The sequence below is a fragment of the Paramylibacter kogurei genome, from assembly GCF_002742285.1.
Lineage (GTDB): Bacteria > Pseudomonadota > Alphaproteobacteria > Rhodobacterales > Rhodobacteraceae > Amylibacter > Amylibacter kogurei.
The window spans coordinates 1,110,626-1,133,812 of the sequence record NZ_MDGM01000012.1; the positions used below are offsets into that span (position 1 = coordinate 1,110,626).

The 23,187-nt window shown below is 48.9% G+C and carries 26 protein-coding genes; 7 read left to right on the top strand and 19 right to left on the bottom strand.

Annotated elements, in window-relative coordinates; all coding sequences use genetic code 11:
• Nucleotides 1-39: 39 nt before the first annotated feature.
• From ccmE to BFP76_RS10885, 9 genes are all read right to left on the bottom strand, one after another.
• On the bottom strand, nucleotides 40-483 hold the full coding sequence (ccmE, locus tag BFP76_RS10845) for a cytochrome c maturation protein CcmE (RefSeq protein WP_099593538.1): 444 nt from the start codon (nucleotides 481-483) through the stop codon (nucleotides 40-42).
• Complete coding sequence (gene argC, locus BFP76_RS10850) at nucleotides 483-1,517, bottom strand: N-acetyl-gamma-glutamyl-phosphate reductase (RefSeq protein ID WP_099593540.1); 1,035 nt, start codon at nucleotides 1,515-1,517, stop codon at nucleotides 483-485. Before argC ends, ccmE begins: the two co-directional genes overlap by 1 nt.
• A gap of 53 nt (nucleotides 1,518-1,570) precedes the next feature.
• Complete coding sequence (locus BFP76_RS10855) at nucleotides 1,571-2,383, bottom strand: glutamate racemase (protein ID WP_099593542.1); 813 nt, start codon at nucleotides 2,381-2,383, stop codon at nucleotides 1,571-1,573.
• Entirely contained in the window at nucleotides 2,384-3,259 is an 876-nt protein-coding gene (locus BFP76_RS10860; RefSeq protein ID WP_099594089.1) for a lysophospholipid acyltransferase family protein, read from the bottom strand. It abuts the gene before it with no gap.
• A gap of 83 nt (nucleotides 3,260-3,342) precedes the next feature.
• A complete protein-coding gene (locus tag BFP76_RS10865) occupies nucleotides 3,343-4,434 on the bottom strand; it encodes a hypothetical protein (RefSeq protein WP_099593544.1) in 1,092 nt (363 codons plus the stop codon).
• 133 nt (nucleotides 4,435-4,567) lie between these two features.
• Entirely contained in the window at nucleotides 4,568-4,951 is a 384-nt protein-coding gene (locus tag BFP76_RS10870; protein WP_133117429.1) for a hypothetical protein, read from the bottom strand.
• A gap of 146 nt (nucleotides 4,952-5,097) precedes the next feature.
• Nucleotides 5,098-5,586, bottom strand: coding sequence for a 30S ribosomal protein S9 (gene rpsI, locus BFP76_RS10875; RefSeq protein ID WP_099593548.1), 489 nt, complete (start codon nucleotides 5,584-5,586; stop codon nucleotides 5,098-5,100).
• Nucleotides 5,583-6,050: a 50S ribosomal protein L13 gene (gene rplM / locus BFP76_RS10880; protein ID WP_099593551.1), complete on the bottom strand. Its 468-nt coding sequence runs from the start codon at nucleotides 6,048-6,050 to the stop codon at nucleotides 5,583-5,585. The genes rpsI and rplM overlap by 4 nt, the downstream gene beginning before the upstream one ends.
• Before the next feature lie 156 nt (nucleotides 6,051-6,206).
• Complete coding sequence (locus tag BFP76_RS10885; protein ID WP_099593553.1) at nucleotides 6,207-6,629, bottom strand: PaaI family thioesterase; 423 nt, start codon at nucleotides 6,627-6,629, stop codon at nucleotides 6,207-6,209.
• Nucleotides 6,630-6,674: 45 nt separating this feature from the next.
• On the opposite strand from BFP76_RS10885, the gene BFP76_RS10890 reads away from it, so the two are divergent.
• Nucleotides 6,675-7,466 (top strand): enoyl-CoA hydratase, encoded by a 792-nt coding sequence (locus tag BFP76_RS10890; protein ID WP_099594091.1) that lies wholly within the window; start codon nucleotides 6,675-6,677, stop codon nucleotides 7,464-7,466.
• 10 nt (nucleotides 7,467-7,476) lie between these two features.
• Here the strand turns inward: BFP76_RS10890 and ctaA are convergent, their stop codons facing one another.
• Complete coding sequence (ctaA, locus tag BFP76_RS10895) at nucleotides 7,477-8,613, bottom strand: heme A synthase (RefSeq protein WP_099593555.1); 1,137 nt, start codon at nucleotides 8,611-8,613, stop codon at nucleotides 7,477-7,479.
• A gap of 66 nt (nucleotides 8,614-8,679) precedes the next feature.
• Nucleotides 8,680-9,444, bottom strand: coding sequence for an RNA methyltransferase (locus BFP76_RS10900; protein WP_099593557.1), 765 nt, complete (start codon nucleotides 9,442-9,444; stop codon nucleotides 8,680-8,682).
• A 66-nt stretch (nucleotides 9,445-9,510) separates the two neighbouring features.
• Here BFP76_RS10900 and BFP76_RS10905 point away from each other — a divergent pair, with 66 nt between their 5' ends.
• From BFP76_RS10905 to BFP76_RS10920, 4 genes are all read left to right on the top strand, one after another.
• Nucleotides 9,511-9,840 carry a TfoX/Sxy family protein gene (locus BFP76_RS10905; protein WP_099593559.1) on the top strand — a complete coding sequence of 110 codons (330 nt, stop codon included), beginning with the start codon at nucleotides 9,511-9,513 and terminating at the stop codon, nucleotides 9,838-9,840.
• Between the two features lie 89 nt (nucleotides 9,841-9,929).
• Nucleotides 9,930-11,138, top strand: a complete 1,209-nt coding sequence (locus BFP76_RS10910; RefSeq protein WP_099593561.1) for an NADP-dependent isocitrate dehydrogenase — start codon at nucleotides 9,930-9,932, stop codon at nucleotides 11,136-11,138.
• A 68-nt stretch (nucleotides 11,139-11,206) separates the two neighbouring features.
• Nucleotides 11,207-11,827 (top strand): YitT family protein, encoded by a 621-nt coding sequence (locus BFP76_RS10915; protein WP_099593563.1) that lies wholly within the window; start codon nucleotides 11,207-11,209, stop codon nucleotides 11,825-11,827.
• Between the two features lie 67 nt (nucleotides 11,828-11,894).
• Nucleotides 11,895-12,230 (top strand): DMT family transporter, encoded by a 336-nt coding sequence (locus BFP76_RS10920; protein WP_099593565.1) that lies wholly within the window; start codon nucleotides 11,895-11,897, stop codon nucleotides 12,228-12,230.
• On the opposite strand, the gene BFP76_RS10925 is transcribed toward BFP76_RS10920, so the two are convergent.
• On the bottom strand, nucleotides 12,231-12,437 hold the full coding sequence (locus tag BFP76_RS10925) for a DUF6356 family protein (RefSeq protein ID WP_099593567.1): 207 nt from the start codon (nucleotides 12,435-12,437) through the stop codon (nucleotides 12,231-12,233).
• Nucleotides 12,438-12,551: 114 nt separating this feature from the next.
• Between BFP76_RS10925 and BFP76_RS10930 the strand changes: the two genes are divergently transcribed.
• Entirely contained in the window at nucleotides 12,552-13,007 is a 456-nt protein-coding gene (locus tag BFP76_RS10930; RefSeq protein ID WP_099594093.1) for an Lrp/AsnC family transcriptional regulator, read from the top strand.
• Nucleotides 13,008-13,010: 3 nt separating this feature from the next.
• Here the strand turns inward: BFP76_RS10930 and BFP76_RS10935 are convergent, their stop codons facing one another.
• The 4 genes from BFP76_RS10935 to recA form a co-directional block, all read right to left on the bottom strand.
• Complete coding sequence (locus BFP76_RS10935; RefSeq protein WP_099593569.1) at nucleotides 13,011-13,304, bottom strand: DUF1330 domain-containing protein; 294 nt, start codon at nucleotides 13,302-13,304, stop codon at nucleotides 13,011-13,013.
• A gap of 1 nt (nucleotide 13,305) precedes the next feature.
• A complete protein-coding gene (gene alaS / locus BFP76_RS10940) occupies nucleotides 13,306-15,960 on the bottom strand; it encodes an alanine--tRNA ligase (RefSeq protein ID WP_099593571.1) in 2,655 nt (884 codons plus the stop codon).
• A gap of 79 nt (nucleotides 15,961-16,039) precedes the next feature.
• Nucleotides 16,040-16,588 (bottom strand): MOSC domain-containing protein, encoded by a 549-nt coding sequence (locus tag BFP76_RS10945; RefSeq protein ID WP_099593572.1) that lies wholly within the window; start codon nucleotides 16,586-16,588, stop codon nucleotides 16,040-16,042.
• A 68-nt stretch (nucleotides 16,589-16,656) separates the two neighbouring features.
• On the bottom strand, nucleotides 16,657-17,748 hold the full coding sequence (gene recA, locus BFP76_RS10950; protein ID WP_099593574.1) for a recombinase RecA: 1,092 nt from the start codon (nucleotides 17,746-17,748) through the stop codon (nucleotides 16,657-16,659).
• Between the two features lie 183 nt (nucleotides 17,749-17,931).
• Here recA and BFP76_RS10955 point away from each other — a divergent pair, with 183 nt between their 5' ends.
• The gene (locus BFP76_RS10955) at nucleotides 17,932-18,528 is read left to right on the top strand and encodes a gamma-glutamyl kinase (RefSeq protein WP_099593576.1); all 597 of its coding nucleotides are present in this window, start codon (nucleotides 17,932-17,934) and stop codon (nucleotides 18,526-18,528) included.
• A 1-nt stretch (nucleotide 18,529) separates the two neighbouring features.
• Here BFP76_RS10955 and BFP76_RS10960 read toward each other — a convergent pair whose 3' ends face one another.
• The 3 genes from BFP76_RS10960 to guaB are packed head-to-tail and all read right to left on the bottom strand — an operon-like array spanning nucleotide 18,530 to nucleotide 23,018.
• On the bottom strand, nucleotides 18,530-20,326 hold the full coding sequence (locus tag BFP76_RS10960; protein WP_099593578.1) for a hybrid sensor histidine kinase/response regulator: 1,797 nt from the start codon (nucleotides 20,324-20,326) through the stop codon (nucleotides 18,530-18,532).
• A 44-nt stretch (nucleotides 20,327-20,370) separates the two neighbouring features.
• A complete protein-coding gene (locus BFP76_RS10965; RefSeq protein WP_099593580.1) occupies nucleotides 20,371-21,564 on the bottom strand; it encodes an RsmB/NOP family class I SAM-dependent RNA methyltransferase in 1,194 nt (397 codons plus the stop codon).
• Entirely contained in the window at nucleotides 21,564-23,018 is a 1,455-nt protein-coding gene (gene guaB, locus BFP76_RS10970; RefSeq protein ID WP_099593582.1) for an IMP dehydrogenase, read from the bottom strand. The genes BFP76_RS10965 and guaB overlap by 1 nt, the downstream gene beginning before the upstream one ends.
• Nucleotides 23,019-23,187: the final 169 nt, after the last annotated feature.

The window sequence follows — 23,187 nt, forward strand, 5'->3', positions numbered from 1 at the left end:
CCGTGTGATAAGGATTCCTGCAAAAGTTAAATATATTAACTATTCACCGTTCGGTCGATACACGCCCTGTTCTTTGAGCGCATCTGCTACCTCTTTGGGCATGTAGTTTTCATCATGTTTCGCCAAAATTTCATCGGCAACGAAAATCCCACCGATAAGTCGACCCGTACCGATCATGCCCTGCCCCTCGTCGAACAGATCAGGCAAAATTCCGCGATAGGTCACGGGAACCGATGCACCGCCATCTGTCACACTGAATGAATATGTTTCACCCGATTGGCGAATGCTATTCTCTTCGACCAAACCACCAATGCGAAACACTTCACTGGATTTTGGGCGTTCTTCCATCACCTGTGTTGGGCTGCGAAAAAACGCAATCCCATCACGCATGGCATAGCCGATCACAACCGTCGCCAGCGCCATCAAAACAAAGCCGATGATGATCAACTGTATCCGACGCCGTTTTTTCAGACCAACCGCCATTATGGGAACAATGGGGCCAATTGAAGGCCCATTTCTTCTGGCAATCCTAACATCAGATTGGCGTTTTGCATGGCTTGGCCTGATGATCCTTTGGTCAAATTATCAAGTGCGGCAATCACAATTGCACGCCCCGCGATCCGATCACCGGTCACACCGATATGGCAATAATTTGAACCACGCACATGGCGGGTACTTGGCGCCGTGCCAAAGGGCAACATTTCGATAAACGGTTCATCGGCGTAGGCCGCGACAAGTGTATCGTAAATCGTTTGGGCATCGCCCTTTACATAAACATTTGCGATAATCCCACGGTTTGCAGGCAACAGGTTGGGTGTGAATTGAACCTTCACCTCGCGCCCTGCGATGGCGCTAAACTCTTGGTCAAACTCGGCCAAATGGCGATGTGTGCCGCCGATGGCATATGGGTGCGCTCCTTCAGATAATTCAGCGTGCAAGAATGGCTCTTTCAATGAACGCCCTGCACCGCTGACACCCGTTTTAAGATCAATGATAATATCATCCAGATCAATCACACCACCCGCAATCAATGGGCGCAAAGCATATTGCCCCGTTGCCGCGTTACACCCTGTGCCCGCAACGACGCGTGCGTTTTTGATGTCATCACGGTAAAATTCCGTCAGACCATAAACCGCCTCGGCCTGAATATCCAACGCATCATGTTGGCCGCCATACCATTTTGCATAAACCTCTGGGTCGCGCAGACGAAAATCAGCGGATAAATCCACCACTTTCATATCCTTTGGCAATTCTTTGATCACGGCCTGACTGGTTGCATGTGGCAATGCGCAAAAGCACAGATCAACATCCGTGAAATCGATATCCTCGATTTTTACCAAACTTGGCAAATCCAAGTGTCGCAAATGGGGAAACACATCGCGCATTTCCATGCCCGCCTTACGCTCACCGCTGAGCGCCACAATATCCATCATCGGATGCGTTGCTATCAAGCGCACCAATTCCGCGCCCGTGTATCCAGATGCCCCAAGAATTGCGATATTTTTTGGCTGTGCCATGTGATTTATCCTGTGTTTAAAGCGGGAATAGGCGATTTTTGCGCTCGGCGCAATCAGGCCGCTTGGAATGTGATTTTCTTGCCCAAAAATCGGGTCGCCGCAAGGGATACTTTCGCCGCATCACCGCTGGTTAGAAAACCACCATCGCGCCCATCGCCGGCCATATGGGGATGACGCGCCAAATAATCGGCAAGGCTTTTGGCAACAATTGTGCCTTGGGCGTAAACCTGAACCGTGTCACCCAATGCCGCTTGAAACGCATCGCGCAAAATCGGATAATGGGTGCATCCCAATACCGCCGCCTGTGGGTTTGGCATGCGGCGTTTTAATGCGGCAACATGGCTTTCAACCAGCGCCTCTGCTAATTCCATATCATTGTCTTCCAACGCGTCCACCAACCCTGCACAGGGCTGTGCCTCGATATCCACGCCAATGGCGCGAAACGCCAATTCACGTTGAAACGCGCGGCTGGCAACGGTTGCGGGGGTTGCGAATAATGCAACTTGTTTCACATCCACTTCGCGTGGCGGGGAATTATCGCCCCAGTTGCGTTCGGTTACCGCCTCGATCATCGGGACAAACACACCAAGCACGCGTTTATCTGCGGGCAACCACGTTTCTTGCATCCGTTTTAACGCCACAGCACTGGCCGTGTTACAGGCCAAAATCACCAGATCGCACCCCTCGTCCCAGAGCCGCTCTGTTGCATTACATGTCAGGCGAAAAATATCATCGGCATCGCGCACACCATATGGCGCATACGCGTTATCACCATAATAAACCAATGGCTGATCAGGCAGGCGCGTTTGGATTGCTTGGTGAACGGTCAGCCCACCCAAACCACTGTCAAAAATCCCAACAGGCATCTAGCGATAATGATCCTCGAATTCAAAACCGTGGTCATAATTGCCCAGCGGTGTTGGCGACAAGCTATAGGTCGCTTTGCGCAGGAATTCCATCATTGCCGTTGGGTTATCACGATATTTTGCCAATGTGTGTTGTTCAATTGGATCACCAATCACCACTGGCACGGATTTCCGAATGCGTTTTTTAAATTCGCGGATCAACAACGCCATGCGCAAATTGTAATTGGCGTGGCTTGCGATTTGAAACAACCGGCTGTTTGATCCATCAAAATAAACCGGCACAACCGCAGCACCAGATTTTTGCACCAGCTTTGCGGTGAAATTGCGCCACTGAGGATCCATCGCCTGCCCCATAGGGCGCGCAGATGTTGATACCGTCCCGCCTGGGAAAATACCAATGCATCCCCCATGGCTAAGATAATCAATCGCTTCTTTGCGGGTTTGCAGGTTTTGCTTCACCGCCTCTTTGGTTTCATCAAAGCTAATCGGTAGAATGATTTTGTTAAGCTCTTCGCTCTTGTTAAATACGCGATGTGCAAGAATGCGAAAATCTTTGCGGGTTTGGGACATCAAATGCCCTAAAACCAAACCATCCAAAATGCCAAATGGGTGGTTTGCGATCACGATCACAGGGCCCGATGATGGGATTTTATCCAAACCGCCACCAACGAAATCAAGCGACACGTCATAGCGTTTGACCATCACTTCCCAAAAATCTTTGCCATTGGCGACGTCTTGGTCATAACCCAGAGCTTTTTTCAAAAGCTTAGGCCGCCCTGTCAGGTTTTCCATCGTGCGAATGAATGCGCGTCCACTGCGTGATTTCGCGGAACTGGCATAACTAATTTCGCGTCCAAAAGATTGATGTTTGCCCATTGTCATCTACCGAAAAATTAATGTCCTAGCGATATAAAACAGTAGCGTAACAATACCATGACACAAGGTGAATTTTGCCGCGCTTATGCATTGTTTAAAAACGTTTCAATCGCAACACTTGCACGATCCAGATTTGCAGCGGTTTCACCGTAATATTGCACAAGTTTTTGACGCGCGGTTTCTGCTTGTTTTGGTGATTTTATAAAATCATCTATGTCGCCCAAGCCATTGATTTGTGGTAATATTTCCAAAGGCAGCCATTGATTTTGCAACACGGCCGTTGGCACGCCAAAATATACCGCATCCAGCACTGCGGTTGAACTGTGCGAAATACAAAAATCACAGATTTCAAGACAATCGTTGATGGTTGAATATTTAAAATCACCTGCGTGACGATCGGACACTACGATATTGAAATGCTTCGATAAAATTGAATCCATCGCAGATTTTTCCGCGTCATTTTGACGACCCCGATGTGGCCGATAAATTACCAGTGTTTTTGGATTGCGTGTGCAAAAATCATCCAGCAATTTGTAAAATCGGTTTTTGTCACCCTCTGTCAGGCGGAAATCTTCGTGAAAGTTCGCGCAGATCAACAATCGATGTTCAAATTTTTGCGCAAATTTCATAAATGTTTCGTTGAATTTACGTGTTGGGAACAGGCTTTTCTTGGGAAAGCCGACAACAGATGCCTTTTGCATAATGTCATCATCATAAAATGAATGTTCCCAATGGTTTACCTTGTCCCATAACAGGAGTTTTTCGGAATGGTATTGCACCTTTGGCATGGCCTCATCGGGCCAATTGACCCGTTGTTGCACCAGCCCGTGCTGAATAAATATTGATTTGGTTCCAACCCGTGCGGCGAATTTATCGCGAAATCCATGTTTGCTGGGTTTGGCCAATAAATCACCATGGCTGAAAACCGCATCGGCACGTGCGATCCGTCTGAACATGCCCAGTTCCATACGCAAACGCCCCATCGGCGTGGGTGACAATCCTTGTTCACGGAAAATATCATGATAACGGGGGTCTATACGCAAAAGACGAGATGAAATCACCACATCCAGATCAATATTATCGCGTTGTTTCAACCGCGTTAAAATAGGATAGCAAATTTCAAACAGCGGTTCATGTGCAATAATGCACAGCAATCGTTTGCGGGGGTTTGTCATGCCTGTCTGCGCTCTGCGTCTGTTATTGTTTTGAAGGGGTTATACCCCAAATCTCATCTTTTCGCCACTGCAAAACCATTTGGCCCCATCGCCAAAAACAGCATTACATAGCAACACAACGCATCAAACTTGATTAGCGCGACGGACAATTTTGCCAACTGGCGACAAACTGATCCGATATATAATACAATCCAAAATCGGCTTTCATTATCATAACGCGGCTGCGCCATGTGTTGCCTTCACCTGCACAATTCGCGTCATACAACGTAGCGGTCATACCGTTTACGTTTACAGGATTTGTAAGTTTGCAATTGTTTTCTATACCATAAACCACATTATTCTTGATTGCTATTGCCCCGCCATCCTGTCCAATCGTGATACAGTCCCAGCCCTCGAACATTTGCCCTACAGGTCGATAAACACCGTCATATTTATCTGCAGCAACTGCAATATTTGCCGCATTCATACCGATAGCCACAATCACTGCTCGTCTAAAAAGTGCTGTGAAATATGTCATTTCATTCAATTCCCTTATCCAAAATAATGAAAAAATTAGACACCAGATAATTCCAAATTACAACGCCTAGGCATGGTTTATCTTTTCGCCACTGCAAAAGAAAAGGGCCAGCAAACGCCAGCCCTTGTCCAATAAATGTGTAAAACTTAACGTTTTGAGAACTGGAAGCTCTTACGCGCTTTGGCTTTACCGTATTTCTTACGCTCAACAACACGTGCGTCACGGGTTAGGAACCCAGCCGCTTTCAATGGTGCGCGCAATGATGGTTCGTACAATTGCAACGCTTTTGAAATACCGTGCTTAACCGCGCCAGCTTGGCCAGACAGACCGCCACCTTTAACAGTTGCCATCACGTCGAATTCGCCAGTTACGCCAGCAACGCTAAACGGTTGTGCCAAAATCATTTGCAACACAGGGCGTGCAAAATATTTGTTCAACTCTTTGCCGTTTACGGTCACTTTGCCTGAACCAGGTTTGATCCATACACGAGCAACCGCATCTTTACGTTTGCCTGTTGCGTATGAACGGCCCAATGCGTCGCGCACTGGTTCGCGTTTGATGGTTTCTTCAACAACAACTGCAGATTCTGCAACTGCGTCCTTCAGATCGTCCAATGATTTGATATCGTCGCTCATGATTGGCTCCGCGTATTTTTAGGGTTCATGGCTTTTACGTCCAGAACTTCTGGGTTTTGTGCTTCGTGACCATGCTCTGTGCCCGCATAGATGCGCAAGTTTGTCATCTGTTTGCGGCTCAATGGGCCACCTGGCAACATACGTTGCACAGCTTTTTCCAATAGGCGCTCTGGAAATTTACCTTCCAAGATTTGGCCAGCAGTGCGGGATTTGATCCCACCTGGGTAACCAGTGTGCCAGTAGTGGATTTTGTCTGTGCGTTTTTTACCTGTCATCTGTACCTTGTCGGCATTGATAACGATAATATTGTCGCCCATATCCATTGATGGTGTGAAAGATGGTTTATGTTTTCCGCGCAGGCGGAAAGCGATGATTGATGCCAAACGGCCTAACACCACGCCTTCGGCGTCGATGATAAACCATTTTTTATCAATATCAGCTGGTGTCGCTGAAAAAGTTTTCATGAGTCATTCCCATAGATTTGTCGCGCGTTATCGCGCTTGAAACTGATATGGGGCTTTTAAGGGTTTTAAATGCACAGTCAATGCACATTTATCCGAAATAATTAATTAAAAACAATGGGTTATAAAATAGGTATAATAATACCCCAAATATTACCCCTATTTTCGTGCAGGCGGAATGGCATATGTCAGGTTTGCATGTGCCACAGGTTCATCCATCCCCTCACTATAAAGCATCACATCCCCCACAGACAGGGTTTTGCCCAGCTTCAGCACCCGCGCCTTGCCGATCATATTGCTCGGTGCGGGTTTGCGCATAAAATCAATGGAACAATTGGTTGTGACGGTCAGCGCCTCTGGCCCAATCCGCGCCATCGTAGCGATGTAATAGGCCACATCAGCCAGCGCAAACATGGATGGGCCTGATACCGTATTACCTGGGCGCAGGTGGCGTTCTTTGACATTCATGCGTACATCAACGGTTTCGCCATCCATATGGATAATCTCAAAATCAGCAGCGATTTGTGGGAACACTTTGGCCAAGAAATCTGTCATCTCTTGGATTGTCATTACGGGTTTCATATGCCACCTTTTTTCTATTGCGATTGTGATAGCGAGGATTTCCCCATGAGCCTAGACATTTTGTTACGCCAAGACAGTGGTAACGTTACGACCCTTACGATGAACACGCCAAAATCATTGAACGCGCTGTCTGATGATATGTTGGCGGCGTTGCAAAATGCGTTTGACGACATCGCACAAAACCCAAAAATTCGCGCGGTGATCCTGCGCGGCGCGGGCAAGGCATTTTGCGCAGGTCACAACCTCAAGGAAATGACAGCTGCACGCAGTGGCGCTGATGGCGGCAAGGCCTATTTTGCCGATCTGTTTGCGCGATGTGCCAAGCTGATGTTAACCATCCAATCCCTGCCCCAACCCGTGATCGCACAGGCACATGGCATTGCCACGGCCGCCGGGTGCCAATTGGTTGCCACATGCGATATGGCTGTGGCGGCGGATGATACACGATTTGGCGTGAATGGTGTCAATATCGGCTTGTTCTGTTCCACGCCCATGGTGGCGCTGTCACGCAATGTGCCACGCAAACAGGCGTTTGAAATGTTGACCACTGGTAAATTTATTGACGCGGAACAGGCAGAAAAAATCGGCCTGATCAATCGTGCGGTCGCATATGATGATCTGGACGCTGCGACAATGGAATTGGCGCAAACCGTTGCGGCAAAGCTGGGTTCGGTGGTGAAAATCGGCAAACAAGCGTTTTATAACCAAGCCCAAATGCCAGTAGACGCGGCATACGATTACGCCGCCGATGTGATGGTGCAAAACATGATGTACCAAGAAACCGCCGAAGGAATTGCCGCGTTTATCGAGAAACGCGCGCCGAAGTGGGCGCAGTAAAAACTCCCCCTCACCGCAACTTCTGCGTCGCTGGATACATCGCCACAAACAATGCGCGCAGTATCAAGCACACAACCGCGACTGCGCCCAGTTGGTGCAGGATCGCAACCTGCCAAGGGGCTGCGTATAATACGGTGGTGATGCCAAGGATCATTTGCAAAATGATGGCGACGATCACGACGTTAAACGCGCCTTTGACGGCCGTTAGCGCCGATGCGCGGCTTTTGAACCACGCAAAAATCGCAAGCGCCATAACGGCGTAGCCCAACATGCGGTGGTTGAATTGCACCAGCGCTGGATTTTCAAAGAAATTTTTCCACATCGGTTCGTAATCAAAACTCTCGCTTGGTAAAATTTCACCATTCATCATTGGCCAATCGATATACCCGCGCCCCGCATCAATGCCCGCAACCAATGCGCCAAGGATGATTTGGACAAACACCGCGATCAACAGGATTTTGGCCCAAGTTGCGGAACGCGTATCGCTGTTTCGCCGCGCTTGGAACAGCTCCATTTCATTGCGCCGCAACTGAAATACGAACCACATCAATGTGCCAAGGATAATAAACGCCAGCCCCAGATGGGTCGCCAATCGGTAAGATGCCACATCAACCATGCGCCCCGTCAGCCCTGATGAAACCATCCACCAGCCAATGAATCCTTGTAATCCACCCAGCAAACCAATGATCAAAAACCGAAATTTCCAACCACGTGGAATGGGTTTGGTTGCGATGAAAAACAACGCCCCCACGGCCCAGACCAGCCCAACCAAACGCCCCAATTGGCGATGGCCCCATTCCCACCAATAGATGAATTTGAATTCGGACAATTCCATTGCGTGATTGACCAGTTGATATTCAGGCGTTGCCTTGTATTTGCTAAATTCGCTGTCCCAGTCCGCTGCATTCATTGGCGGCATCGCACCCGTCACGGGTTTCCATTCGGTAATTGAAAGCCCACTGTCGGTTAGGCGCGTCAAACCACCCACAACAATCATGCAAACAACCATCGCAAACAAGATCAGCATCCAGATTGATGCAGGTTTGCGCCATGAATTACGCCCCCCGTCGATATGCCCACCTTTTGGCGCGCTCGCCACGGGTTTGTCGGTTGCGACCTCTTCAAAAATGCTACGCGGTTTACTCATGATTGCCTCCGTTATTGGCAAACTTAGGGGGTTGTTTTCAATCAGACAAGCGTCAGATAATCGCGCCTAGTCCTTATTTTTACCCAATGCTTTGATAATGCCGTGAAATGTGCGCACATCGGCCTGTGTCAATGGCATGCGCGACATCATATTGCGCAAGGTCAATATCATGCTTTCGGCCTTATGCTCTGGCCAGAAAAAGTTCACATCGTGCAGCGCGGATTCCATGCGTTCCAACAGCTTTTGCACCTCGATCGTTTCGGCGAAATCTGTACCGGCCAGCTCGACCACCTCTGGCGGGGTGGCATCGCCCTGACGGCGCCATTCATATGCGGTGAGCAATACACATTGCGCCAGATTAAGCGATGCAAATGCAGGGTTTACGGGCACAGAAATCAGCGCATTGGCCTGTACGATATCATCATTGGCAAGACCGGATCGTTCAGGGCCAAACATCACGGCAACCTTTTGCCCCTGCCCGATCAATGCGCGCGCATGTTCCATTGCGCGTTCGGGTGTCATCACGGGCTTAGTCAAATCACGGCTACGCGCGGTGGTGGCGAATGTGAAATTCATATCCGACAATGCATCAGCGGTGGTTTGTGTTACACCCACCTTGTCCAAAACACGCGCAGCCCCGCTGGCCATCGCGGTGGCCTTGGGGTTGGGCCAACCATCGCGCGGATTTACAAGGCGCATATGTTCCAGCCCGAAATTCCACATCGCCCGCGCAGCGCCCCCGATGTTTTCGCCCATCTGGGGTTCCACCAAAACAAAAACCGGTTGCGGCCCGCCCCAGCCCGTATCCTTTGCGTGATCTGTACCTGACATTAAATCATTCCATATTTATCCATGCGCGTGATACATTTAGGGTCAAGCGATGGCAAGGAGGCAGATATGGCCTATGACGAAGGACTGGCGCAAATTTTGCGCGATCATCTGACCGCATTGCAAGGTGTGGAAGAGAAAAAGATGTTCGGCGGCATCTGTTTCATGTTCAACGGCAATATGTTGTGCGGCGTGCACAAAGGCGGTGGCATGTTTCGTGTGGGCAAGGATAATCACGCAGAGGCATTGAAAATCGACGGGGTCAGCCCGATGGCATTCACAGGTCGCCCAATGGGTGGCATGGTGGATGTAGACCCCGATTTAATGGGTGATGATGAACGGCGCGGACAAGTGATGCGGCTAGCCCTTGATTTCGTGGGGAACCTGCCCGCCAAATAACATACGGTATACATTCGCATACACGCTTTCATTACGTGGCGTTATACGATAAACAACGCGCAATTCCGATTCCAAAAACAGAGGTTACTATGACCAAGATCAAAGTAGAAAATCCAGTCGTCGAACTTGACGGCGACGAGATGACACGCATCATCTGGCAATTTATCAAAGACAAACTTATCCTGCCATACGTGGATCTGGATCTGAAATATTACGATCTTGGCATCGAAGCACGCGACGACACAGATGACCAAATCACCGTGGACGCGGCAGAAGCGATCAAAAAATACGGCGTTGGCGTAAAATGTGCGACCATCACCCCTGATGAAGCACGCGTCGAAGAATTTGGCCTCAAGCGCATGTACCGTTCACCAAACGGCACCATTCGTAACATTCTTGGTGGTGTTATTTTCCGCCAGCCAATCATTTGTAAAAACGTACCGCGTTTGGTTCCAGGTTGGACAAAACCAATTGTTGTGGGCCGTCACGCATATGGCGACCAATACAAAGCAACCGATTTCTTGTTCCCAGGCGAAGGCAAATTGTCCATCAAGTTTGAGGGCAAAGACGGCACAATCATCGAGAAAGAAATGTTCGATGCGCCCTCTTCCGGTATCACCATGGGTATGTATAACCTTGATGCGTCGATCTATGATTTCGCACGTGCGTCATTGAACTATGGCCTGAACCTTGGCTGGCCTGTTTACCTGTCTACCAAAAACACAATTTTGAAAGCGTATGACGGTCGTTTCAAAGACATCTTCCAAGAAGTTTACGAAAACGAATTCGAAGCCGAGTTCAAGAAAAAAGGCATCCATTACGAACACCGCCTGATCGACGATATGGTTGCGGCCGCGTTGAAATGGTCTGGTGGATATGTTTGGGCGTGTAAAAACTATGACGGCGACGTGCAGTCCGACACAGTGGCACAGGGTTACGGCTCACTTGGCCTGATGACATCACAATTGATGACACCCGATGGGAAAATCGTAGAGGCAGAAGCCGCGCACGGCACCGTGACACGTCACTATCGCCAGCACCAAAAAGGTGAAGCAACCTCAACCAACTCTATCGCGTCAATTTACGCATGGACTGGTGGTTTAAAGCACCGCGCGAAACTGGACAACAACACACAGTTGAACGACTTTGCCAACACGCTTGAAAAAGTGATCGTTGATACGGTTGAAAGCGGCCACATGACCAAAGATTTGGCACTGCTTGTTGGCCCAGATCAAGGTTGGCTGACAACCGAAGGTTTCTTGGAAAAAATCGACGAGAACCTGAACAAAGCGATGTAAACCATTGCTTTGATGAATTACACGAAGGGTCGCTGATTTCGGCGACCCTTTCTTTTTGGATGAATACAATGCCCCTAAACGAACCCCATAAACAAACCGATCATAGCCTGCACGAGGATATCCAAGCCTTTGTTCTTGGTACATTATTGATGTCGCTCGCGATGCAATTCATCACGGCACTTGGCCTGATCACAGGGCAAACCGCGGGGCTTGCGGTTTTGCTCAGCTATATCAGCGATTATTCCTTTGGGTTGATTTTCTTTGTGATCAACCTACCGTTTTACATCTTTGGCTATTTGCGGCTTGGTCCGCGCTTTACCATCAAAACATTCATCGCGGTATTGATGGTTTCCTTTGGCGCGGATCAGATGGGGAATCTGGTTTCATTTGACGCACTCAACCCGATTTTGGGCGCGGTTCTGGGCGGGTGTTGCGCAGGGCTTGGGCTGGTTGTGTTTTTTCGCCACGGTGCATCATTGGGCGGTGTTGGGGTCGTCGCGCTTTGGGCACAAGATCGATATGGCGTACAGGCGGGATGGATCCAGATGGGCTTTGACCTGATCCTCTTTATCCTTGCGATTTTCATATTGGCAGATGCAAGTTTGGTCGCCCTCTCCGTTTTGGGTGCCTTGATCCCCAACTTGATAATTGGTGTGAACCATCGCAAGGATCGATACATCGGGCGCTAAACTGATCGCGCTTGACCCATCGCTTAATTTGCTTCAACTCTGGCGCATCACCTCAAAGGATTGTGCCATGCCGATACATTATGTCTATCTTATCGTTGCAGTTATTTTTGAAACCTGCGGCACGGCCAGCCTTAAGGCCAGCGAAGGATTTACCAAGCTTTACCCCAGTATCGGCGTTGTGATCGGCTTTGCCGGTGCGTTTTATTTCCTGTCACTCACGCTCAATTACATGCCCATCGGGATCGTTTATGCGATCTGGTCGGGGCTTGGCATTGTGTTAATTACATTGATCGGTCTGGTGTTTTTCAAACAACACCTTGATGCACCGGCCTATGTCGGGCTTGCGCTGATTATGGCGGGTGTCTTGGTGATCAACGTGTTTTCACGCACAAATTTGCATTAATCACGCACCCCGATTATGTGTTTTCGCATAAAGCGCGGCCACGGTTTTACTCGCTGTTTTTTCACAGGCCACAGGTACAAATGCATGGATCAACGCCGCAAACGCCGCACCGAACAATTTCATTGAAAAACCCAATGCAAACATGAAATGCTCAATGTAACTTTCATCAACGGATTGCGGGTGGTCTAGGAAAATTTTGCGTATCATTTGGATGCTCCTGTAGAATTTCCAACAGAATACTCAGCCTTGCGCAAAACATATCCCAAAGTTTGCAAAAAATGTTCACTTGATGGGATTTTATCCCATGATATAATCAATCTTATGGAAATAAATACACTAGATCGGAAAATACTGGCGCAATTGCAACGTGATGCGGGGCAATCGCTGGATGATTTAGGCGCGGCGGTTGGATTATCGCGCAATGCCTGTTGGCGGCGGATCAAAACGCTCGAATCCGCAGGGGTGATTAAACAACGCGTGGCGATATTGGATGCAGCGTCGGTTGATCTGGGGTTATCCGTGTTTATATCCGTGCGCACCAATCGCCATGAACCAGACTGGCTCGCTGAATTTGCCCGTGCAACGCGCGAAATGCCCGAAATTTTGGGCGCTTATCGCATGTCTGGCGATTTGGATTATTTAATCCGTGCGCAAGTGCGCGATATGGCCGGGTATGATCGGTTTTACCAACGCCTGATCAAGCGCGTAAATCTGGCGGATGTCTCCGCCAGTTTTGTGATGGAACAGTTAAAAGAAACAACTGCGCTGCCTGTTTGACGGTTATACACCCTCAACAATCGTATAATTGCGGGTTGAAACACCCTCTGCCAAGGCAAAGTTCAGAGCCTCGACATATTCTGGGCTGTCGTAAAACTCCACAGCCGTATCGTAATCTGGGAATTTCACAATCACATTGCGCAATTGTTCTGGCCCCTCTTTGGTTACACAACGTCCACCGCGTGCCAAAAACTCACCGCCAAATTTTGCAACCGCTGGTCCCGCCAATTCGGCGTATTTTGCGTATTCTTCGGCGTTGTGCACATTGATTTGCACCATACAATAAGCTGCTGGCATATTAATTCTCCAATAATTTTTCGACGGCTTCCACCGCTTGGTCTGCATTTGCGGCACTTGCACCACCGGCCTGTGCCATATCGGGGCGGCCACCGCCACCTTTGCCGCCCAATTCACCCGCTGCGGCCTTGACCATATCAACGGCGGAAATTTTTGCGGTTAAGTCATCGGTAACACCTGCGGCCACCGCCGCCTTGCCACCTGCATCTGAAATCAACAAAATTGCAGCGGAACCAAGACGGTTTTTATGTTCGTCAATCAACCCGCGCAAATCTTTGCCCGGCACATCGTTTAGCACCTGAGCAAAGAACGGTACACCGTTGATTTCACGTGCATTTTGCGCATCACCCGAACCAACCATTGCCACCGCTTTGCGCAGTTCTGCAATTTCATTTTGCATCAATTTACGCTCGTCCAATAATGCCGCCACACGCGGTGCGATATCGTTTGGCTGTGCTTTCAGCGTGGTTGCAACTTGGTTCAATGACTGGGATTGTCCACGCACATAATCCAACGCGGCCTGCCCCGTTAATCCTTCGATCCGACGCACGCCAGATGCCGATGCCGCCTCGCCCGTCAGAACAAACAGGCCGATTTGCCCTGTGCGCGCCACATGCGTACCGCCGCACAGTTCAAGGCTATATGTGTTTTTGTCCATGCCCTTGCCCGAACCATCCTCTATGCCCATTGACACCACGCGGACCTCGTCGCCATATTTTTCGCCAAACAACGCTTGTGCGCCCAATGCACGTGCATCATCGGGCGTCATGATCCGTGTTTCCACGGGTGCGTTTTGGCGGATATAGGCGTTCACCTCATCCTCGACTTGCGCCAATTGATAGGGCGTCATCGCCTTGGTGTGAGAAAAATCAAAACGCATCCGATCCGCCGCATTCAATGATCCGCGCTGTGCCACGTGATCACCCAATGCGCCGCGCAATGCTTCGTGTAACAGGTGTGTCACCGAATGATTTGCACGAATGGCGCTGCGACGTGCGTGATCAACGATAAGTTCGGCGGCATCAGTGGCGCTTACATTGCCATCTGTGATCTTGCCCATATGCACAAATACGCCAGCCTTTTTGCGCGTATCGGTGATTTCCACTGTGCCATTGTCCGTTTTTAAAACGCCCTGATCGCCAACCTGACCACCCGATTCCGCATAAAACGGTGTTTGGTTTAACACGATTTCCACCGTGTCGCCCTTGGCTGCGCTATCCACAGATGCGCCATTTTTGACGATGGCCACGATCTGCCCCTCTGCGGTTTCGGTGTCGTAGCCCAAAAATTCGGTTGTGCCTTTGTCCTGCGCAATATCAAACCACACGGTTTCATCGGCTGCATCACCCGACCCTGCCCATGCGGCGCGTGCTTTGGCCTTTTGTTCATCCATCGCGGCATCAAAACCAGCGGTATCAACCTCGATCCCTTTTTCGCGCAATGCGTCTTGGGTCAAATCAAGCGGGAAACCATATGTGTCATACAATTTGAACGCCGTTTCACCCGCCAATGACGCACCCTTGTCCATGCCAGCCGTTTCATCGTCCAGCAATTTCAAACCACGATCCAACGTGGTTTTGAAACGGGTTTCTTCCAGCAAAAGCGTTTCTTCAATCAAGGCTTGGCCTTGGGTCAGTTCAGGATATGCCTGTCCCATTTGTTTTACCAAAGCTGGCACCAACTGATGCATCACCGGATCCTTGGCACCCAACAGATGAGCATGGCGCATCGCACGGCGCATGATGCGGCGCAAAACATATCCGCGCCCCTCGTTTGATGGCAAAACACCATCGGCAATCAAAAATGAAGTGGATCGCAGATGATCGGCAATCACGCGGTGATGCACATTTTGATCACCGTAAGGATCAACATGCGTTGCATGCGCCGATGCTTCGATCAAATCACGCATCAGATCGGTATCGTAATTATCATGGCTGCCTTGCAACAGGGCCGCCATACGTTCCAATCCCATGCCCGTATCAATGGATTGCATATCCAGTGGTTTCATTGATCCATCGGCGAATTGTTCGTTTTGCATGAAAACGACGTTCCAGATTTCGATGAAACGATCGCCGTCTTCTTCTGGTGATCCGGGTGGTCCACCCCAGATATGATCGCCGTGATCATAAAAAATCTCGGTACATGGCCCACATGGCCCCGTTGGACCCATGCGCCAAAAATTGTCATCCGTTGCGATGCGAATAATGCGATCATCGGGCAGGCCTGCGTATTTTTTCCAAATATTCGCAGCCTCGTCATCGGTGTGATACACAGTGACGTAAAGCTTTTCTTTTGGGATACCAAATTCCTTGGTGATCAAATCCCAAGCCAGCGGAATGGCTTGTTCCTTAAAATAATCCCCAAACGAAAAATTGCCCATCATTTCGAAAAACGTATGGTGGCGTGCAGTGTATCCGACGTTATCCAAATCGTTGTGCTTACCACCCGCGCGCACACATTTTTGCGCGGTGGTTGCACGTTGGTAATCGCGGGTTTCTTGGCCAGTGAACAGGTTTTTGAATTGAACCATTCCTGAATTGACAAACATCAAAGTCGGGTCATTGCGCGGGATCAGCGGCGAGCTGTCCACCACACGGTGATCGTTTGATTGGAAAAACTCCAGAAATGTGCTGCGAATGTCGTTGAGGCTGGCCATAACTTACCCATGTAGATGTTGTTTCAAGCGGTTTAGCGCAGCCATTGACCCCTGTCCACAGGACTTGCGTTTCTGTGGGTTATACCTTGGTAATAATGTCGTTTTTTCGCACAACGCCATCTTGGACCACACGGCATAAAATTCCACGCAATCGATACGGGATATGTTCGGGGATGGTGATAAAGTTTTTCGCATCAACGCCGTAGCGCACTTTCCATTTGACGCAAGCGTCGTTGAAAACACCGCTGACCTCTACTATCGCACTTCCAATTTTCAAACGCTGCCCCACCGGCAGATTTTCATGCGAACAATCCAAATCTGCGATAATCGTGTCACCCGGATGGGGTGTATTTTCGCGATCCGTCCAAACCGCATCCAATATGCGCTTGCCAAGGATAGACACCTGAATGCGTGGATCAGGGGAACCGTCATCCAATTTCATCCAAGGTGCGGTTTCCCAGCGTTCGCCCGGAATGCCGCGATCAACCGTAAGGGTGATTTCATCAACAAAATCACGCTCACCATAATCAGGTCGCAGACATAGCGTTTCGATTTTTACGTGATCTTTTGGTGCGTCCAAAATATCTGGCAGGCGTGCCATCAATTCATCATGTGTAATATGTTTCATAAAAACAATTAGACACGAAAAAGGGCTGTGCGCAACACAGCCCTTTCATTGGATTGCAAAAGGTTGAATTAACCCTCTAACACTTCGTCGGCATCGGCCTTTTTCACCGCCTCGATTTCGGGTTTGGGCATATCAAAATCCAAACCATTGGCCGCGCGGATCTTATCTTCGATTTCCCACGCAACTTGTGGGTTATCTTTCATAAATGTCTTGGCGTTTTCACGCCCCTGCCCGATGCGTTGATCACCGTATGAAAACCAGCTTCCTGATTTTTCGACAAAGCCAAGCTTAACACCCAAATCAATCAGCTCGCCACGTTTGGAAATGCCTTCACCATACATGATGTCAAATTCAACCTGCTTGAACGGAGGCGCTGTTTTGTTTTTCACGATTTTCACGCGGGTTTGATTGCCCACAACCTCGTCACGATCTTTGATCGCGCCGATGCGGCGGATATCAAGGCGCACAGAGGAATAAAATTTTAGCGCATTACCACCAGACGTCGTTTCAGGGGAACCAAACATCACGCCGATTTTCATCCGAATTTGGTTAATGAAAATCACCATACAGCCAGATTTTGAAATTGAACCTGTCAATTTACGCATCGCTTGTGACATCAAACGTGCCTGTGCGCCAACCTGATGATCGCCCATGTCCCCTTCGAGTTCTGCACGTGGAGTCAATGCGGCAACCGAGTCAACAACAACCAAAGACACCGCGCCCGAACGGACCAATGTATCGGCAATTTCCAGCGCTTGTTCACCCGCGTCGGGCTGTGAAATTAACAATTCATCAATATCAACGCCCAGTTTTTTCGCATAAGATGGGTCAAGTGCGTGTTCCGCATCCACGAATGCACAAATCCCGCCTTTTTTCTGTTCCTCGGCAATCGCATGAAGCGTTAGCGTGGTTTTACCAGAACTTTCCGGCCCATAAATTTCGATGATCCGTCCCTTGGGCAAACCGCCGATACCAAGTGCGATATCAAGCCCGATTGAACCTGTTGATGTCGCCTCGATATCCATACGCGCGTTGTCATCGCCCAATTTCATGATTGAACCTTTGCCGAACTGTCGTTCGATTTGGCCCAGTGCAGATTCTAACGCTTTTTGTTTATCCATTGCTCGTCTTTCGCCCAGATCTAAAAGTGGTGTTCCCATAACTATTCCCTTTTTTACGAGCAAATTGCAATGCGCAATCTGCACCTGTGTTCGCTTCTTGTTCTATTGTTTATCTATGAGACCAAAAAGAGAACATTTCAAGTAAAACTTTATCTATCGACTGTGCGCAATGATTGTTTATAAATGGTAAATAGGTTCGAAATAGTTCGTAAGGCATTCAAAATGCAGATTTTTATAAGCAAATCACTTGTCTTTTTTGCAGTACCAAAAACAGGAACAACTGCGATTGAACGCCAAATTGAACCGCGTGCAGATATATCGTTGCGCCATAATCCAGCGATTAAACACATTCGGCCACAACGTTTTAACCGGTTCTTGGAACCTTATGTTCTAAAACACGCGCCTGCACCCTTGATTAAAATGGCGTTAATGCGCGAGCCATTGGATTGGTTAAAAAGCTGGTATCGTTATCGTCAACGCCCCGAAAATCTGGGACGATCTACCAGCACGGCCTTGGTCGATTTCAATCAATTCGTCCAAGAATATTTGGGAGATGATCGTCCTGATTATGCCAATCTTGGCTCGCAACATCGTTTTTTGACTCTTCAAAATGGCGATTTGGGTGTGACAGATTTATTCCGTTACGAGGAAATGCAACAAGCCGTTTCATTTTTGGAATCCGTTCTGGATCAAAAAATTACGCTTGAGCGCAACAACGTATCACCCCAAATGGATTTAAAAATCAGCCCGACATTGTTAAAAGAGCTGCAAGCAAAGCGCAAAGCGGATTTTGATCTTTATGAAACCCTATCAACCTAAATCAAGAAAGTGATTTAGAAACCATTTCCACCAAAGCCTGCAGCGAAAATGGTTTGGCAAGAAAATCGTAATCCTCTGTTGTATTATTCTTATCTTCAAATACCTCTTCGGCATATCCTGACATGAAAATAACCTTGGCCTTGGCACAGTCTTTGCGCGCCTTTCGAAGCCATTCTGGGCCATTCAAACCTGGCATGATGACATCAGAAATGATCACATCAATCTGATCACAATGTTTTTTGACCAATTCAATGGCTTCTTCGCCAGAACGCGCCGCAACCACATTGACACCCTGTAATTCCAATGCGCGGGTGGCAAAGGCGCGAACGGGGTCTTCGTCTTCGACCAAAAGTGCAAGCGCACCTGACAAACCTTTGGCGTGAACGACGGGTTTCTCGGCCGACAAATCTTCGGAAACTGTGGCGGGTTGTGCGACGGGTAATAAAACGGTGAATTTGGCGCCGTAGTGATCGCCGTTTTCAACGAAAATGTAACCGCCCGTTTGTTTCACAATGCCATAAACTGTGGAAAGCCCAAGCCCCGTGCCCTCGCCAACTTTTTTGGTGCTAAAGAATGGTTCGAAAATTTTGGATTGGTTTTCCTGTGAAATTCCAACACCCTCGTCTTCGACTTCGATACAAACATATTCGCCTTTTACGATGTCGACTTTATCACGTTTGTGATTTTGGGAATATGTTATGGATTTGCTACGCACCCAAATATTTCCGCCTTTTGGCATCGCATCGCGCGCGTTTACGACCAAATTCAAAATCACTTGTTCCATTTGGCGCCCGTCAACATACGCCAAGGGGAGCGATTTATCCTGTTCCAGATGAAGCTTGATCGTTTCACCGACCAGACGATTTAACAGATGTGTCAAATCCGCAAGGATATCGTTTACCTGTACCTTTTTGGGTTGCAATGTTTGCTTGCGTGAAAACGCGAGCAATTGACCAACCAACGCCGCCGCACGATTGGCATTATTTCCAATTTGTTCCAAATCGTTATAGCTCGCGTCACCTTTGTCATGGCGCAATTTCAACAGATCACAATACCCCGATATAGCGGTTAATAGATTGTTGAAATCATGGGCGACACCGCCCGCCAATTGACCAATGGCTTGCATTTTTTGGCTTTGCACAAATTGTGCTTCCAGCGTTTTCAGTTCCGTTGCATCGCTTAAAACCGCAAGCAATTCGTTCCCGCCGATTTTGGCCAGCGTCACCTGCACAAACACATCGTTATTTGCGCGTTTTACTTTCAATATTTGCGGCTTGCTTGCGCATTCATTGCGTTGTTCTGCAGCAAGCCATTGAGATACCGATCGGCCCAAGCCTTGGGTCAGTTCTGAAAACAATGGGGTTTCATTTTCTGAACACCCCAACAGCTCTTTCGCCGCGGTATTGCAACGTGTCGTTTCACCCGCTGTATCTATGGTCACAAGCGCGATTGGCAAATTATCCAAAAGTTCGAATTTGTTGATCTTTTTGGGTAATAAATGCGCCGGGATCGCCGCGCGTTTGCGTTGAAACAGTTTTGAGGGTGAAATGCGTTGCAACACACGTTTTTTCGTGAGCGCTTCAATTGCATCCGAACCCACCTGCCCCGTTAAGAAAAACACCAAGCCAAATGTGCTTACACTTGCCATTGCGATCAGGAATGAAAGCGACCTTGGTAGCATTAATTGCAAGCCAACCGTGCATAGCCCCAAAATCAAGATGATGGACGTATTGAACGTAAACCAATTGTTTACGCTGTTACGGCGGATCAAATTTTCTGACAAAAGCTTGGATTTCATCAAGATATCAAATAGCGAAAAGGTAAACCAAAGGTTAACAACCCTTAAAATTCACCCTTATTTTGAACCTTTTTAAGAACCGCCAGATAAAACCCATCGCCAGCGCCCGTCAGATGATATTTGCGTTCAAATTCCAGTGTAAATTCCGAATTCTTTACCAAAAATTCAGCAATCTGTGCGCTGTTTTCAACATCCAATAGCGAACAGGTGATATAGGCGATACGCCCCCCCGATTTCACAAGGATTGGTGCGTTACGCAATATCTCTGACTGCGTGCCAATGATGTCATCCAGCTCTTGGCTGGTTAATTTCCATTTCCCATCAGGATTGCGCCGCCACGCCCCTGTACCAGAACAAGGCACGTCCAAGACAACCAAATCATAGGATTTACCCAACGAAACAGGGTCTTGTTCCAACACATTCACAGATGCTTGCGCACGCGCCGCTCGGTTAATGAGATCGGCCAGACGATTTGAATGTTTGTCAAATGCATCAATCGCAAGGCTTGGCGACATCGCCGCGATGGCCAGCGATTTACCCCCACCGCCGGCACAATAATCCAGAACGGATGTTGCATGTTCCAGCGGTAAATCCAGAACCACCTGTTGCGAGCCTGCATCCTGTAATTCAATCAGACCGTTTTTATAAGATTCCGTTTGTGGAATTTTTCGGGTTTGTTTGGACAAGCGCAGCGCGGTTTTCACACCTTCAACTGGCGTGGTTGCAAGATCGTCCAGCAAGAGCGCATCGCGCATCGCATCAACATTCGTTTTTGCGACATTAACCCGCAAATCAATTGGTGCACGCGATTGCATTTCCACAAGGTTATTAATCAACCCTTCCCCAAGGCTATTTTGCAATTCGGGCAAAATCCAATCGGGGATATTGTAGCGTGTTGCGATATCATCGCTGGGCGTTGAGCAAATCGCGCCTATTTCAGTTTCGCTTAACGTATCGGGAGCATATCCCTCACCACAAAAAATATCTTGTGGTTTCAAATCGTTATCAAGCAAATGCCCTAAAACAACGCCGCGCCCGCCCGTTTGCCCCGCGCGATGTTGATATGACCGCTTGCACCGCAAACAATCAAATACAATGTCACGCAAAGCGGCGCGATCCTTGGACCCCGCAAATCGGTTTTTGCGCGCCCAATTTGTCAGCGTTTTTTCAGCGCTCGCGCCGTCAAAAATCTGATCCAGAATGTCAATCGCAGAGGCGTATCGCGCAGCAGGTGTCACTAGCCAATCCGATAATTCGGGGATTCACGGGTGATCTGCACATCATGGACATGGCTTTCTTTTAGCCCTGCACCACTGATTTTCACGAATTTGCAATTTTTGCGCATGTCATCAACCGTGGCACAGCCCGTGTAACCCATTGCCGCACGCAACCCGCCAACCATTTGATGCAAAACAGCGCCCGCTTGGCCTTTGTATGGCACTTGGCCTTCGATGCCTTCGGGCACCAATTTGTCGCTGCTGGCTTCTTTTTGGAAATACCGATCGGCAGAGCCGCGTGCCATTGCACCAACAGACCCCATGCCGCGGTACGATTTGAATGAACGCCCTTGGTACAAGATCACTTCGCCAGGTGCCTCGTCTGTGCCGGCAAGCATGGAACCAACCATGGCACAGCTTGCGCCCGCCGCAATCGCCTTGGCGAAATCGCCCGAAAATTTGATGCCGCCATCGGCGATGATGGGTGTATTTGTGGATGCTGCTGCTTTTGCGCTATCGCTGATCGCGCTGAGCTGTGGCACACCAACACCCGCAACAATGCGCGTCGTGCAAATGGAACCGGGGCCAATGCCAACCTTGACCGCATCCGCACCCGCATCAATCAATGCCTTGGTCGCATCACTTGTCGCAACATTCCCCGCAACGATTTGAATGTTGGGATATTGTTTTTTAATCTTTTCAACGGTTTGCGCCACAGAAATGGAATGGCCATGCGCGGTATCAATCACCAAAAGATCAAGACCTGCATTAATCAATTTTTCTGAACGTGCAAAACCCGCATCACCCACGGTGGATGCTGCGGCAACACGCAGACGACCCAATTCATCTTTGCACGCTTGTGGGTTCAAAACCGCCTGTTCCAAATCCTTGATCGTCAGCAAACCCGTCAATTCATTGTCTTTGTTCACCACCAGCAGTTTTTCAATGCGGCGTGAATGCATCAGGCTGCGCGCATCATCCAGATTTGTCGGCTCCTGTACAATCGCAAGATTATCTGTGGTCATCATCACCGAAACGGGCGTGTTATCGTCCGATACAAATCGCATATCGCGGTTTGTTAGAATACCCTGAACACGGCCATCGCCATCGACCACTGGAAATCCAGTGATACGGTATTTTTCCGCCAGCTTTTTCGCATCCGCCAAGGTTTGATCGGGCGTGAGCGTAATCGGGTTGTAAACCGTACCAGATACAAACCGTTTCACACGACGCACCGCATCGGATTGTTGTTTTTCGCTTAGGTTGCGGTGGATCACACCGATCCCGCCTGCCTGTGCCATGGCAATGGCCATTTTGGCCTCTGTCACCGTGTCCATCGCCGAGGATAGGATCGGAATATTCATGCTGATGGATTTGGTTACTTGCGTGCGAACATCCGCATCAGATGGCAGCACAGTAGATGCGCCAGGAACCAGCAAAACGTCGTCAAAGGTGAGTGCCTCACGAATCTCCATTGGGTATCTCCAAGAGTTATCGGTATTGCCGCCGCTCTATCTCATGGTGCAGCGCAAAAGGAAAGGGTAAATTCCCTCTGTCATACGAATTGTGTGAATTTGAGCAAAGTTTTTGCACGAAAGGCATTCAAAGAATGCGCCATGTGCATTGCCACTGGATGGGGCGAAA